The organism is Nostoc sp. FACHB-133 (genome assembly GCF_014698055.1).
Taxonomy (GTDB): domain Bacteria; phylum Cyanobacteriota; class Cyanobacteriia; order Cyanobacteriales; family Nostocaceae; genus Nostoc.
Genome location: NZ_JACJSH010000001.1, coordinates 312903 through 327738, shown reverse-complemented (window position 1 = coordinate 327738; position 14836 = coordinate 312903). Strand labels below are relative to the sequence as shown.

Annotated in this window: 14 protein-coding genes and 1 pseudogene; 12 read left to right on the top strand and 3 right to left on the bottom strand. The window is 40.7% G+C overall.

Annotated elements, in window-relative coordinates:
• Positions 1-34 precede the first annotated feature (34 nt).
• A complete protein-coding gene (locus tag H6G86_RS01520) occupies positions 35-1363 on the top strand; it encodes a hypothetical protein (protein WP_190932790.1) in 1329 nt (442 codons plus the stop codon).
• 104 nt (positions 1364-1467) lie between these two features.
• Here the strand turns inward: H6G86_RS01520 and H6G86_RS40105 are convergent.
• Positions 1468-1602, bottom strand: a pseudogene (locus tag H6G86_RS40105) (hypothetical protein); the annotation flags it as partial.
• 2039 nt (positions 1603-3641) lie between these two features.
• On the opposite strand from H6G86_RS40105, the gene H6G86_RS01515 reads away from it, so the two are divergent.
• The 11 genes from H6G86_RS01515 (at position 3642) to H6G86_RS01470 (ending at position 13562) form a co-directional block, all read left to right on the top strand.
• Entirely contained in the window at positions 3642-3902 is a 261-nt protein-coding gene (locus H6G86_RS01515; protein WP_190932789.1) for a hypothetical protein, read from the top strand.
• Positions 3903-3922: 20 nt separating this feature from the next.
• Positions 3923-5665, top strand: a complete 1743-nt coding sequence (locus H6G86_RS01510; protein ID WP_190932788.1) for an RluA family pseudouridine synthase — start codon at positions 3923-3925, stop codon at positions 5663-5665.
• Positions 5666-6449: 784 nt separating this feature from the next.
• The gene (locus H6G86_RS01505) at positions 6450-7571 is read left to right on the top strand and encodes an LLM class flavin-dependent oxidoreductase (protein WP_190932787.1); all 1122 of its coding nucleotides are present in this window, start codon (positions 6450-6452) and stop codon (positions 7569-7571) included.
• Positions 7572-7704: 133 nt separating this feature from the next.
• Positions 7705-7914, top strand: coding sequence for an RRXRR domain-containing protein (locus H6G86_RS01500; RefSeq protein ID WP_012407403.1), 210 nt, complete (start codon positions 7705-7707; stop codon positions 7912-7914).
• A gap of 95 nt (positions 7915-8009) precedes the next feature.
• Positions 8010-8681, top strand: a complete 672-nt coding sequence (locus tag H6G86_RS01495; protein WP_190932786.1) for a cysteine dioxygenase family protein — start codon at positions 8010-8012, stop codon at positions 8679-8681.
• Positions 8668-9429 (top strand): class II aldolase/adducin family protein, encoded by a 762-nt coding sequence (locus H6G86_RS01490; protein ID WP_190932785.1) that lies wholly within the window; start codon positions 8668-8670, stop codon positions 9427-9429. The genes H6G86_RS01495 and H6G86_RS01490 overlap by 14 nt, the downstream gene beginning before the upstream one ends.
• Positions 9430-9764: 335 nt before the next feature.
• A complete protein-coding gene (locus H6G86_RS01485; protein WP_190932784.1) occupies positions 9765-10883 on the top strand; it encodes a sulfonate ABC transporter substrate-binding protein in 1119 nt (372 codons plus the stop codon).
• 106 nt (positions 10884-10989) lie between these two features.
• Complete coding sequence (locus H6G86_RS01480; protein WP_190932915.1) at positions 10990-11811, top strand: NADPH-dependent oxidoreductase; 822 nt, start codon at positions 10990-10992, stop codon at positions 11809-11811.
• Positions 11812-11829: 18 nt separating this feature from the next.
• A complete protein-coding gene (locus H6G86_RS01475) occupies positions 11830-12618 on the top strand; it encodes an SDR family oxidoreductase (RefSeq protein ID WP_190932783.1) in 789 nt (262 codons plus the stop codon).
• Between the two features lie 515 nt (positions 12619-13133).
• The gene (locus tag H6G86_RS39380) at positions 13134-13262 is read left to right on the top strand and encodes a hypothetical protein (RefSeq protein ID WP_277883519.1); all 129 of its coding nucleotides are present in this window, start codon (positions 13134-13136) and stop codon (positions 13260-13262) included.
• Positions 13263-13340: 78 nt separating this feature from the next.
• Positions 13341-13562 (top strand): ferredoxin-thioredoxin reductase variable chain, encoded by a 222-nt coding sequence (locus tag H6G86_RS01470; RefSeq protein WP_190932914.1) that lies wholly within the window; start codon positions 13341-13343, stop codon positions 13560-13562.
• Between the two features lie 5 nt (positions 13563-13567).
• On the opposite strand, the gene H6G86_RS01465 is transcribed toward H6G86_RS01470, so the two are convergent.
• Complete coding sequence (locus tag H6G86_RS01465; protein WP_118165772.1) at positions 13568-13789, bottom strand: hypothetical protein; 222 nt, start codon at positions 13787-13789, stop codon at positions 13568-13570.
• Positions 13790-13888: 99 nt separating this feature from the next.
• Complete coding sequence (locus H6G86_RS01460; RefSeq protein WP_190932782.1) at positions 13889-14680, bottom strand: YdcF family protein; 792 nt, start codon at positions 14678-14680, stop codon at positions 13889-13891.
• Positions 14681-14836: the final 156 nt, after the last annotated feature.

The window sequence follows — 14836 nt, the reverse complement described above, 5'->3', positions numbered from 1 at the left end:
GACATAGTAATCACTGTTGGTGGAATACCGAACGATGTATAAAAATGTTAAAAGATTTACTGCTATTTTTCTGTTGGTCTTTCTGTTGATTGTTTCTATCAACTTTGCAGTAATTGCTCAAAATAGTTCAGACGGCCCTTCTGTAAATTTTGCATCGCCTCAGATATGTTCAGTGCCTCCTAGTCTGAAAACTCAACAAGTCATTGCCGACAATGGTCGTAATCTAGTTAAGATGGGCGATCGCATCCGGGTAAGAGTTGAAGGATTATCAGCAGCCATCAAAAATACAACGGCTAATGCCAGCAATTCATTTGATCCTCGACAATTAGTGTTGTACCTGGATGGTTATGAACTAGAGGATGTTCACGGAGAACCAGTCATCGTCATGGTTCCGGGTAAAGATCAACAAAAAATTGTTGATGATAATTGGTTAGCTTTTCGGCTTGAACGTACCGATTCATCTGAAGCTGCATGGAATACGCTTCTTAGCCAGGCAAATAGATACAGTATTAACGTAATCGCGGGGGTAGGCTGTCCCAGAAAACTGGCGATTCCGGTGAGCAATCCTCTATCACCTCCTCAATTAAAAATAGTTCTGTTATCGTGGCGATTTTGGCTGTGTCTGCTTCTAGTGCTGTCTATTATATTAATATTCATTAGATATTGCCGAAGCACTCTTCGTAGCCCTGGAATAGAAGGGGTTTACTCTAAAAAAGAGGTGATTGGTAGCCAAGAATTGTTGATTCCAGAAAAGGCGGAACTTGAAAAAGAAGATCGAAAAACCCGAATTGCTCAATTTTTTCTTGGTAGAAAAAAACTAAACAAAAACCCGTTCAGTTTATCGATATCTCAACTTGCTTTTTGGACATTTATCATTTTTGGCTCTTACCTGATTATTTATGGCATAACAGGGGATTATACTAATATTTTGACTCAGCAATCACTAATATTATTGGGAATCAATTCTATCACTGCGTTTGGTACTTCCTTAATTGATGGTCAGGGTAATGAGACAAAGAGAAAAGGTAGTCAACGCATTTCTGAAGGTTTTTTCTATGATATATTATCGGATATTAATGGAGTCAACTTTCACCGCTTCCAAACATTTATTTGGACAGTTGCGATTGGACTTTTCTTTGTTTGGGAGGTCATTAAAAATCTGGCAATGCCGGAATTTGATGAAACACTTTTGACACTACAAGGAATCAGTGCTGCAACATATCTTGGGCTTAGAGGGCAAGAGCAGCATGGTATGACAAAAGAGGTAGAATCTACAACTATAGAAGATAATTCATCTGAACAACCGCTTCCACCAGCACCAGACAATCCACCAGAGAATGATTCATCGATTCCTGCTGGTTAAATCACAATCCAAATACCAGCAGTGTAACCTCGGAAATTGCTGGTGCTACAGTCGAATGCACCGAGTCAGACATGTCTACCAGTGCCAAAAATGCAAATTTAAAGTCATGTTGTTTTGCTGGCTTGTTGTCCGTCTGATGTCGTCTGAACGCTTCTTGCGGATAGAAAAGATTCACCTATTAACAGAGACTCATCGACGCTCAAATTTGTAGACTCAATCACCACAGCATCCACACTAACTCTATCTCCATTTTACTTGAGGCGATCGCCTCAAGTAAAATGGAGATCGCCCTATGATAGATTCAATCTCGATTTTATAAGCCGTTTTTTGCTCTGCAAATTAATTAGCTTAGAAGGTAATGGTTTAAGAAGAACAGGCAGCGACGCTACTAACTTTATAGTTGCATCAGGAGAAGAAGCCAATTATAGTTCGATCTTGAATAGTCTATAGTGTAAATCTTATTATCGCGGAAGTTATAAGAATTTGCACCTTCATTTGTAGTGCTTGAGCCACTTACTCCAATATTTACACTATCACTAAAGTTCTTAATGTAGACGTTATCAACTCCTCCAAATATAGTATCTAATTGCACTAAATATAGGGGATTGCAAAATGTTTCTACATCATCTAGACAAAGATTAAAAATTACTATTTTAGCCATTAAACTATTTGATGGTTCAGGATTTTATTGAAAAGTGTTTAACTGTGACTATATGCCCCTTAATCTATCTTTTTAGGCTACGAGACACACACATCTATACACACGAAGCAAAACATTGCGTGATCCTCCTAAATCTTCCTTGATTAAGGGGGATTTTGACATTTATTACCACCCTTAAAAAGGGGGTGGGGGATCTCAAACCTTTGGGGCAACTCTAAAGGAATTATATGTACACCGTAACTTTTTAAGCGAGAGGAACCGGAATTAAAGTCACCCTTAGCAAGGGGGATTCAGAGGTATCTAAAACTTTTGATACTGAAAAGATAACGTTCAAACATCCTCTTAAATGCGTTTGCCTTAGTGCCCCATCGAACCTACGTACATTACACCAAAATTATTGTAATTTGACCTTGAATAGTCTATGGTGTTGAACTTACTATCATTAATGCTATAGCCACCTGTACCTACATGTTTAATGTCTCCTGTACCTGTGCTATTTATATTTACGGAGTCACTGTTATTGGATATATAAATGTACGGAGAACCTCCCCATACAGTAGATACTTCTGTAGGACTTAGATTGTCTTGCAATGCCTTTACACTAATATAGTGTAAACTTAAAACTACTATTTTTGGCATGTTTTTATTTCCTTTTACAATATAAATGCAATTTCATTTTACATGATTAATCAAAACAGGTGTAATCTGATTTTTAAAATCTCTAGGAGTTAAGAAAAAACTATTAATTCGACGATCAATTTAGTTTTTTCTCATATTTAGGATCTTCTTTACCTTCAAGCGAAGAACTAAAGTACTGATCAGGGAGAACTCACAGGATTTCTAAAAGCCTTGCTGGATAAGAATCTTGATGAAAAATTGGCTAAATTCTAAAACTCGCAAACCTTTACTATGAAAGGATGATTAGCCTTTAGATGCGTTTACACTAGCGGCATGGCTGTAAAGGTTGTCTCTTTCATATTGAAGTTCTCTTGACGTGAAAGCTAGCTAGTAAAGTACTATAACCTATTTTAATTTATTTTTTGTTTAGGCTCTATTAAGACATATTTGATTTTTTTCTGTCTCAAAATATTAGCTTTTTATCTAGTAGTTTTTAATCTACGTTGTCAAACTACCGAGAAATAATTAATACGATATAAGTGATAAATGATTTATATATTCATCGCTAGTGTAATTCTTTCTGTACGTCTGTATATAGCACAGTTAAAATGCAGAAAGTCCTTATACAGCAAGTATTTAATGATAAATAGCAAGTCATTATCTTAGACTATATAAGTTTAAATATCTCACTTTTGACAGTTAATTTTAAGACAAAACTAATTTGATTATGTCCTGAAAATTTATACATACAGCCATTTTTTTATTAAATCTTTATATAAAATATTTTTTCAACATAAAAGCTTCATGCAAGAACTATTGAAAGTATAGTTGATAGTGTAAAAATTGAAGAGTCAAACCAACTCCTCAAAAAACAAGATGTACCGAAACAAGAGGATTTTTGACTAAATTAATGATTGTTGGACTCTGACTGCTGGTAAATAATCAGAGAACAATTTGCAATGTTGAAATCAAAAAAATCTGATTCAAAAAAGTAATGCAATGGCTAAAATAGTAATTTCTGACTTACGTTCTATTGATATAGAAATATTTCTGCACGGGCTATCTCCAGTACAATTAGAGACAATATTCGGTGGTGCTTCTGATATCTACATAAGCAATGTTCCTGATGGTGTAATTGATCAATTATCTGATGTAACTAGTAACCTGTCTACATTGATTCCTTCGTTAAATTTGGATAATAACAAGTTTCTTACCGTTGACTTCTCAAAATTAAATATAAATTTTGTCTTTGCTAGTTAAAAGTCTCCTATAAACGCTGTATGGTAGTTCTGCACGCACTTTCAGATTTCATCGACTGCGATTTTGCTGTCAGCGATTTATCTCCGAGTTATTGGTACGAAGGGCGTTGTCTTGAAACTGGCGTAGGCGTAGCCAGTCGTAGACATCGCTTAAGATTACCCCGCACCTCAATGTCTGAAGCGATCGCTCACGGACTAATGCAACAACTTACCAACAATGACTGTTATTCTCGTGAAGGTAAGATGTATGGAATACTTTTGGTTGAACTGCCTAATGGCGAACAACGGGTACTGAAAGCCTTTTCCGGTCTTTTGAATGGTTGCAATTTGGTTGCAGGTTGGGTTCCACCAATTCCAGGACGAGACGAAGTTGCTTTAGAGGAAGCCCGCACTTTAGCTGAGTTGGATAAGATCAAACAGGAAATTCTTTGTTTGAAGCAACTAACCGAACGTCAGCAGTATGAAACCCTATCTGATGAATTTGAGCGACAGTTGCAAGCAATGAGCGATCGCCATCGTCATTGCAAACACCAACGACAGGAAAAACGTCAACAAATCTGCAATACGCTCACTCCAGAAGCACTCGCGATCGCCATTGAACAACTCGACGAAGAAAGTCGTCAGCAAGGAATTGAGCGACGACAACTTAAACGCCAGCAAAATGAAGTATTACAACCTCTCCAGCAGTTAATTGCAGCAACGGATGCGCGAATTAGCGAACTGAAACAACAACGTAAAGCCTTATCGCGTCAATTACAAGCTCAGATGCAGGCTAGCTACAGCCTGACTAATTTTTCCGGGCGATCGCTATCATTACAGCAATTGATGCCGGGAGGTTCGCCCACTGGCACAGGTGATTGTTGCGCCCCAAAGTTACTGCATTATGCGGCAACACATAATTTAAAACCACTAGCAATGGCAGAGTTTTGGTGGGGTGCATCTTCAGTAAATCAAGATAAAATTCAGGGAGAATTTTATGGCGCGTGTGTTGAACGATGTCAGCCATTAATGGGGTTTTTGCTCTCAGGGTTAAGACCTAACCCCCCAGCCCCCTTGCCTACGTTCGCGCAGCGTCTCGAAGAGAGGGAAGGGGGAGTAAGAATCCCCTCCCCTGATAGGGTTTGGGGAGAGGTCACTTTACCCATTCTTTATGAAGACGAATGGTTAATTGCTGTAAACAAACCTGCTGGATTACTTTCGGTACCTGGCCGTTATCGCGATCGCCAAGATAGTGTTTTGAGTCGCTTACGTCATCTGTTACCCGATGGGATGGCGCTTGCATCTGTGCATCGCCTAGATCAGGAAACTTCTGGGGTTTTGTTGTTAGCACGCGATCGCCAAACCCATAAGCAACTCAGCCAGCAGTTTCAGCAACGCCAGGTTCACAAGGTTTATGAAGCAATACTTTCCGGTGTTGTGGTAGCTGAACAAGGTGTAATTGACTTGCCATTATGGGGAGATCCTGAAAATCGCCCTTATCAAAAAGTTGATTGGCAAAACGGTAAACCCAGCTTGACAAACTTCCAGGTAATATCGAGAGAACAAGATTACACCCGCGTAGAATTTACACCGCTAACAGGACGCACCCATCAATTGAGGGTTCATGCGGCTGATGTGCGAGGACTTGGGATTGCTATTTTAGGCGATCGCCTTTATGGATGCGATGCAGTTACCAGTCGCTTACATCTACACGCCAGAGAACTTCATTTTGAGCATCCACAGTTAAAAAAAACCTTGTATTTAAAAGCAATTACACCCTTTTGACGGAACTCCCAAGAATCAAAGTATAGCTTTGTCTGCCCTAACAGTAGCCCTTTCAAGGTGACTAGTAAAATCTCTTATCTTTTCTCAGCGCTCTCAGCGCCTCTGTGGTTAAAAAAATACTTTTAAACCGCAGAGGCGCAGAGGACACAGAGTATAGAGCTTAAAGAGGAATTTATTGACCAAAATTTTTACTCACTTTGAAAGGGCTAGCCCATTGCTTTTTTAATTTGTATGTGATAATTTTTGCTTGTAGTTAATTCAACGGTTATCCGACCGACTTGCCGTACTTGTAGAAATCAATATCACAGCTAAAAAACTGCACAATAAACCTATCCAACGAATTATTGTGAGATTACTTCACAAGATTGCCTGATCTATCCTTGAAAATCCCTAGTGAGTGGTAAGAACGAGAGTGCTGGAGTTTACTTTTAGACTCTCATTCTTATCTTTTCTTTAATCAAAGGAGTAAAAAAAAGTTGTTGGCCCAGTTCAAAAAGTTATTATTTTTATTGCCACAACACTCAATCAAATACCTTCATAGCTTATTAATTAGCGCTATCCGGATCAATGCATAGCGATTCCTCTATGAGTAAACCTGCTCTATTTGTATGTAAAAAATTTGCTGTTAATCTAGCTGGTGCAGGCAAGGATCTGTTATTAAAAGTATTGGAAAAAAGAATATTCCGAAACAGAAATTTCACTATGTCTTCTTACCTCCAACTATTTAAGTAGAAAAGATAAATGGAGAACAATTCCCAATTCCCAATGTAAAAAGAGATGCACCATGCCAATTGAATTTATTGGAATGATTGGAACACGACAGATATCTGAGTTAGATGGGCCAAGAGTTGCAATCACTGGAGGTTCCATAGATGCCGCTTATGTTCGCAAATTTGCTCAAGCACATGAAGATGGTGGCTTTGATCGCGTACTGGTTGGTTATGGTTCAACTGGCCCTGATAGCTTAACTGTGGCATCATTTGCGGCGGCTGCAACAGAACGGTTGAAGTTTTTAATCGCTCATCGCCCTGGTTTCGTGGCTCCTACGCTCTTTGCACGCAAGACAGCAACTTTGGATCATTTTACTAATGGTCGCATCGCCGTACACATTATTACAGGTGGCAGCGATGCTGAACAACAACGCGATGGTGATTGGCTTGATCACGATACTCGCTATCGCCGTACAGATGAATACCTTGATATTGTGCGCCGAGTGTGGGTGAGTGATACTCCCTTCGACTATGAGGGCGAATTCTATCGGGTGAAAGATGCTTACTCAGATGTGAAGCCTCTGCAACAACCACACATACCCGTGTACTTTGGCGGTGCTTCTGGTGCCGCAGTACCTGTGGGTGCAAAGCACAGTGATGTATACGCTATGTGGGGAGAACCCATTGCAGCAATTAAAGAACGGATACGTCAAGTAAAAGCTGTAACGCCACCAGGGCGATCGCCACGGTTCAGTGTATCTTTGCGGCCAATCTTGGGTGATACAGAGGAAAAAGCTTGGCAACGGGCACATTCAATTCTGTCGCGTGTTAAAGAAATTCGAGCGGCAAAAACAGACAATCAACCGCCGATAGCTCCCAGCTTGAATTCAGTACGTCCCGAAGCAGTGGGTTCTAGTCGTTTATTACAGTTTGCCCAAGAAAGCGAAATTTTCGATAAGCGCTTGTGGACTCCAATTGCTGCCGCTACTGGTGCTTATGGTAATACTACCGCCCTCGTTGGTACGCCAGAGCAAGTAGCAGAGTCCCTTGTGGATTACTATGATGCGGGGGTAACGACTCTATTGATTCGAGGATTTGATCCATTAGAAGATGCGATCGCTTACGGTCGTGATGTGATTCCCTTAGTCCGGGCAGAAGTGCAACGGCGGGAGCGACAAGCAGCTGTCATTGCTTAGTAGAGCTTTGGATAAAATCTTAGTGTTTGAAAACCCAAGTTACACAGAGTATTTTCAAGCAATTTAACTACCCGCTATTCAGCACTGAAATACCTGAAAGCTGCTGTAAATAATTTGATTATTTCAAAATTGTATGACTAAAGTATTCATTCTCGATGCCAATCAAGAACCATTGTATCCAGTACGCATCAGCCATGCTAGGCTGCTATTGTCACAAGGTAAAGCTACCGTATTCCAGCGATATCCCTTTACTATCATTCTGAAGGAGTCTTTATCTAATTTAAAACTTGAGCAACTTGGCTTCAAAATTCACCCTAGTATTAAAATAATTCGTAATTCGTAATAGGCTGCGCCCCGCTACGCTAACGTAATTCGTAATCTAATTACGAATTACGAATTAGTTAATCTTAGTCGCCTCCCCAAGTGAGGAGTTTATAGATGACGAACCACACTATCTTAGAACCATTGCCAGAAGACCAATGGTTTATTGAGAGTCAGGAACTACGATCCTTTGTAGCAACAGTGCGGGAAATTAGCGCTATCACTGCTAGCGATCGCACACAAACTCTCGCTAGATTAGAACCCTATTTTCAAGAACTGCTTGCCCAACAGGAATGGCTATCTGAAAAGTTTGCCCAAATTAATCCTGAAAGCAAGATGGGTGGTGGTATAGGTCAGTGGCTACTTTATCGCGCCAAAGATCGTTCTCTGTCAGTCTTCAGTTTGGTAATTCCCCCAGGTTCTACGACTCCCGTCCACGATCATTTAGCCTGGGGATTGATTGGTTTATACAAAGGCAATCAAGAAGAAACAGTCTACCGCCGTGTAGATAACGGCGATGCTGAAGGACACGCACAATTACAAATAACTGAAGTGCGTAGCCTTCAACCAGGCGATATCTATCGCCTTCTCCCCCCAGACGGTGATATCCACGCCGTCAAAACTACATCCCAGAGCGCATCTGTATCTATTCATATTTTGGGTAATGATACTGGTTGTATTTTGCGTCACCAGTTCATCCCAGAATCTCATAGCGTCAAATCCTTTCGCTCTGGATATTCTAACGCTCCCTGCAAAGAGGAAGAGGAAAAAGAACATGTCCAGGTATAGTAGACCACAATTCCCTGTATTCGAGCGAGTTGAAGACGAACGCCTGCACCGCAAGCAACGCCTAGCCGCAGCCTTTCGCCTATTCGGTAAATTTGGTTTCAGCGAAGGAATCGCAGGCCATATTACGGCTCGCGATCCAGAATTTACAGACCATTTTTGGGTCAATCCATTAGGAACATATTTCGGTCATATCCGAGTTTCTGACCTGATATTAGTTAACAGAGAAGGTGAGGTAGTTAAAGGCGATGCGGAAGTGAATCGAGCCGCTTTCGCCATCCATTCTCAAATTCATGAAGCTCGACCTGATGTCATTGCGGCGGCTCACGCTCATTCAATTTATGGTAAAGCTTGGTCTAGTTTAGGTCGTCTCCTTGACCCTTTGACTCAAGATTCTTGTGCTTTTTACGAAGATCATGCCCTGTTTGACGATTTCACCGGTGTGGTTTTAGAAACTTCTGAAGGTCAACGACTGGCGCAAACCTTGGGGGACAAGAAAGCCATAATTCTCCGTAACCACAGCATTTTAACTGTGGGACAGACGGTAGATGAAGCTGCCTTTTGGTACATTAGTTTAGAGCGATCGTGCCAAGCCCAACTGCTGGCAGAAGCTGCGGGTAGACCTACTATTATCAAACACGAAACAGCCCGTTTAACACAAACTCAAGTGGGGTCACGTATAAGTGGGTGGTTCAGTTTCCAGCCCCTTTACGACAGAATTGTACGTGAAGAACCTGATTTGCTGAATTAATAATATATTTTTTGATACTAGGATAATAAGTAAGGAAATATTAGTTTTTCCACTTTCCATTCTTTTTATTAAAGCAACAGGAAACAGGGCAGGTGTTAAATCTAATACGGTTCGGATAAGGTTTTTTGATGACACGCCCTAGATCATAAAGACGCGATAAATCGCGTCTCTTGCCTTAACCGAACCGTATTGGGTGTTGGACGGGATTTAAAACATCGTCCAACACAATGCCTGTTACCTCGACCAAAAGTTGGTCAAATTTTCCTGAAATTATTTATATACTCCGGTAAACCTATAAGTTTATAGTATTGATATAGCTCAAAGAAATCATTTTGATGATTAACCTAATCTTTCGCCGTTTCATTGCCAAGTGGATATCGTTGGTAAAAATCAGGAATATCCCATTTAATAACCAGCACAAATTATTCTTTTCTTCTCCTTTGCCAATTACGGGGGCTTTTGTTACAGGGCTGTGTCTGAGCGTGCTATTTGCTGCCTGTTCATCGCCATCGACTGTTAGTTCTTCTAATCCTAGTGCGACATCTGTTAGTAATTCTGCTTCCAGTAAAGCCACAGTATTAAGATTTGGCTATCAAAAATCGAATATATTGCTGAGAAACAAAGGTGTCTTAGAAAAGCGTTTGTCACCAGATGGAATATCTGTAGAATGGATCGAATTTCCGGCAGGGCCACAATTGCTAGAAGCGATGAATGTGGGTAGTATTGATTTTGGACACGTAGGAGAATCACCGCCAATATTTGCCCAAGCAGCAGGAGCATCATTAACTTACGTCGCTGGTATTGCTTCTAGTCCTGCTGGTTCAGCAATTCTTGTTCCCCAGAATTCCTCAATTCAAAAACTTACTGACTTGAAAGGTAAAAAAGTTGCTTTTCAAAAGGGTTCTAGTGCCCACTTATTGTTAGTCCAAGCTTTAGAAAAAGCAGGATTAAAATATACAGACATTGAGCCTAAATATTTGCCGCCGGCTGATGCCCGCGCTGCATTTGTCAAGGGTAGTGTAGATGCGTGGGTAATTTGGGACCCTTTTTATGCAGCCGCTCAAGAGGCAACTAAAGCCAGAGTTTTGATTGATGGGACAGGAATTAATAAACAGGGAGGATATTATTTGGGAACCCGTAAATTTGTCACTGAAAATCCCCAAACTGTCAAGGCAGTTTTAGAAGAAATTCAAAGCTTAGAAGAATGGTCTAAACAGCATCGAGAAGAGGTAGCACAAACTCTATCATCTGTGCTAGCAATTGACATAGAAACAATGAGAAAAGCTACTAATAGACGAACTTTTGGAATTGTGCCAATTGATGATAATCTGATAGATTTACAACAAAAAGTTGCTGATACATATTATCAGTTGAAGCTGATTCCTAAACAAGTTAATGTCAAAGATGGAGTGCTAACGCAAGAGCAATATGCTGCATTCTCACCAAAGATTTAGACCAGAATCATAAATTGGCTGTAGAGGCATAACCATGTCTAGATGTATGCCTTTACAGATGGAATTGGTGTTAGTAATAAAATATCGGGAAATTTGGGAGTTGATTATGACTAATCCTATAGAACTACTGCGATCGCGATACGGTGAAATTCCCTTCAATCCCGAAATTGAATGGAATGATTCTCTGACGGCACTATTATCTCATCGTTCCATCCGGTCTTATCTATCCGATCCTTTATCAGCAGGAACTCTGGAGTTGTTAATTGCAGCCGCCCAATCTGCATCTACTTCCTCTAATTTACAAACCTGGAGTGTGGTAGCAGTTGAAGATCCAGAACGCAAAGAAGAGTTATCTAAATTAGCGGGAAACCAAGCACATATTAAGCAGGTTCCTTTATTCTTGGTTTGGTTAGCAGACTTGGCGCGTCTGAGTTACGTTGCTGACAGTCGCGGCATATCTCATGATGCGCTGGAATACTTGGAAATGTTTGTGATGGCAACAATCGATGCAACTTTGGCGGCGCAAAATGCAGCAGTTGCAGCTGAGTCACTCGGTTTAGGAACAGTGTATATCGGCGGAATCAGGAACCGCCCGCAAGAGGTAGCAGAGATATTGAATTTGCCCTCCTCTGTTTATGCTGTATTTGGGCTGTGTGTAGGCTATCCGAATCCTGAAGTAGAAGCAGCGATTAAGCCACGATTGCCTCAGTCAGCCGTGTTGCACCGTGAAACTTATAAATTGTCAGAGCAAGAAGAAGCGATCGCTCACTACAACGAGATCATCAAAGAATTTTATACTGAACAAAAGATGAATATCCCTGGTGATTGGTCAGAACACTCAGCCCAAAGGATCGCAACTGTTGAGTCATTGAGAGGACGCGATCGCTTGCGGGAAGTTCTCAATCATCTTGGCTTCAAGTTACTGTAAACAACAAAAATCAAGATTATGGATTTGCAACTCCGTGGCAAAGTCGCCTTAGTAACTGCTGCTAGTAAAGGTTTGGGCAAAGCTACAGCAAGGCAATTTGCCCGTGAAGGTGCAAAAGTTGCCATCTGCGCCCGTAGTGAGTTAATTGACACAACGGCTGCGGAGATTGCAAGCGAAACAGGTACAGAAGTGCTATCTCTGCGTGCAGACGTTACCAGTCAAGCAGATATTGAGCGGGTAATTAATGCCACAGTAGAGAAATTCGGCGGGTTGGATATCCTTGTTACCAACGCCGGAGGCCCACCCGCAGGTACTTTTGACGATATCGATTTGGCAACTTGGGAAACTTCGATCAACTTGACTTTGCTAAGTGCGGTACGTTTGGTAAAGTTCGCTTTACCTCACTTACGCCAATCTACCACACCAGCGATTCTGACCATCACCTCAACCTCAACTAAACAACCAGTCGAAAATCTCGTGTTGTCCAATTCCATTCGATTAGCGGTGATTGGTTTAACTAAAACTCTCAGCCAAGAACTAGGTAGCGATAAAATTCGCGTCAACAGCATTCTACCAGGATGGACATATACAGAACGGGTGGAAGAATTAATCAATGCGCGAATTGCTAAAAGTGGTGAAACAAAAGAAGCAGAAATGGCTAGAGTCAATGTAACAGTTCCTTTAGGACGCATTGGGAAACCAGAAGAGTTTGCCAATGTTGCTGTATTTCTGAGTTCACCAGCTGCATCCTTTGTGAATGGAGTCATGCTGCAAGTAGATGGCGGAACTATTCAGGGCACATTTTGAGCTTTGACAACTAATTTTAAGTAAGTTGGCACAATAAAAAAACTATGTAAAAAAATAAACTAGGCTAAAACCCTTGTACTTATTGCCTATTGCCTTATCCCAAAGACAATTATTTATGCCCACTTACTCATGATGAAGTTGATATTCGCCTCAAGCGGATCTGTATATAATTGAGCAATCTATTCTAATTTACGGGCAATTCATGAATTAGCCATACAGTGTTTTCGAAAAACTATACCCAATTTTCTAACGAAAATTCGAACCTGTCGAAGTCAGAACAAGTCTTTAGACCTAGTTTTTCGTTAAAGTCGTGAACCTGTTGTTCCAGGAATTGTGTAAAATATTCTCCTGACCAGATGTTAAAACCCCTTATACAAGTGAAGGGTTTTAGAATGCCCCGAAAACTTTCAGTTACGCTGAAGATAAAAGGGTTATATCTCTTGCCAAAGTACTAAGCACATCTGAGGTATTGCTTTATTTTCTTTTGTTTGCCTGTTTTTGGGGCAAAACAGAGGGTGAGGGCAATATTTATTAACGCGGCAAAAAAGTTAGAAAACTATGCACGGATTGCTAAGACGTGCCTGGACGCAGAGGGTTCAATGCGCCGTCGCACCCCTGTGAAGCGTCAAGAAATAGCTGATTAAATAGAATTTTAACCGATTTAATCATATATTTTGTAGCAGATACTTGTGGAAAAGCAAATGCTAGGTGTAAATGTTGTTATGAAAGTTGGCGATCGCGTCCGCGTTAAAGATTCGGTAGTAGTGTATCATCATCCTGAACACCGGAATCAGGCTTTTGACATCAAAGGCATAGAAGGCGAAGTAGTCAATATTGCCACCCAATGGCGAGATAGACCCGTAAGCGCTAATTTGCCGATTGTAGTCCAGTTTAGTAAAAAGTTTAAAGCCCATTTACGTGAAAATGAGTTAGAAATCATCTAAATCACTTATCGCCGGCGAAACCACTGAAAAATATTCAGTTCGCCGCGCATTCTTTTCAGTTCTTGGCGGTTCTGCTCTGCTGTTGTATAATACCACTCACAATAACGCTGGAACTCTGACCTTGACCGAACTTCGTGGTAGAATTGGTGGGTTGTTTGGTAAGCAGCAAAAGCTTCCTCAACTTGGGGTTGAGGCGATGGCATAATATAAGGTAAGTTTTTAGACATAAAATTAATAAACTTAGGAGTTAAAAGTTAGGAGTTTAAAATTTAGGGGATTACTATATTTCATAATTAATAACTCATAATTCACAACTAATAACTTTATTAAAGCCAACCGCGTAAACGATAAACGAAAGAACCAATATACTCTTTCAAAGCGGTGGTAAATTGGTGCAAGTTGTCGGTATCAGGTAATAAATTCAGTATAGCGGCTTTGGGAGTGGAACCAAGTTCTTGCAAGTCACCTTGACTAACTAAAAAGTCAGTGGGTGCGGGAATAACATTAATTCCTTGACGCTGAAAAATGTTAAGCGATCGCGGCATGTGCATTGCCGAAGTAACTAATAATACTTGCTTAATACCACGAGATTCTAAAATTTTTCGGACATTTACAGCATTTTGATAAGTATTGAGAGATTCAGGTTCCTGAATAATCGCTTCCGATGGAATACCAATAGATGTGAGTATTGTTGCCATATCTGCCGACTCTGGTGAACCGCCACCACGCCAATCAATGCGGCCCCCGCTAAGAATGATTATAGGTGCTTTTTTTTGGCGATATAGTTGTGCAGCATAAATCACGCGATCGCCCGATTCACTCAAATCAACGGTAGGTCTTGGAGGAAAAGCTGATTTAGTTGCGCCACCCAAAACCACAATCGCTTCTGCAACTGGTACTTGAGTGGATGGGAGATTTTGCCATTCTAGCGATCGCACTAATGATTTAGCAATCCAAGCGTTACTACAAAATAGCAATAAAGTTAGGGCAAAAGCAATTGCGATCGCCGCAGTGCGCGGTCGTTTCCACAAGGTGACTAATGCTATCACCAAACTTACACAGGCTAATCCTAGTGGATAAAAAAATAGTGGCAGTAATTTGGAAAGATATAAGAACATATTACTGGCTGGGGAATGGGAAATGGGGAATGGGGAATGGGGAATGGGGAATGGGGAATAGGCAATAGGGAATAGGAACTAAGAAAGAAGCAGGGGAAAGATAACTATTAATTATTGACTAATTCCCAATTCTCAATTCCCAATTTCCAATTCCCA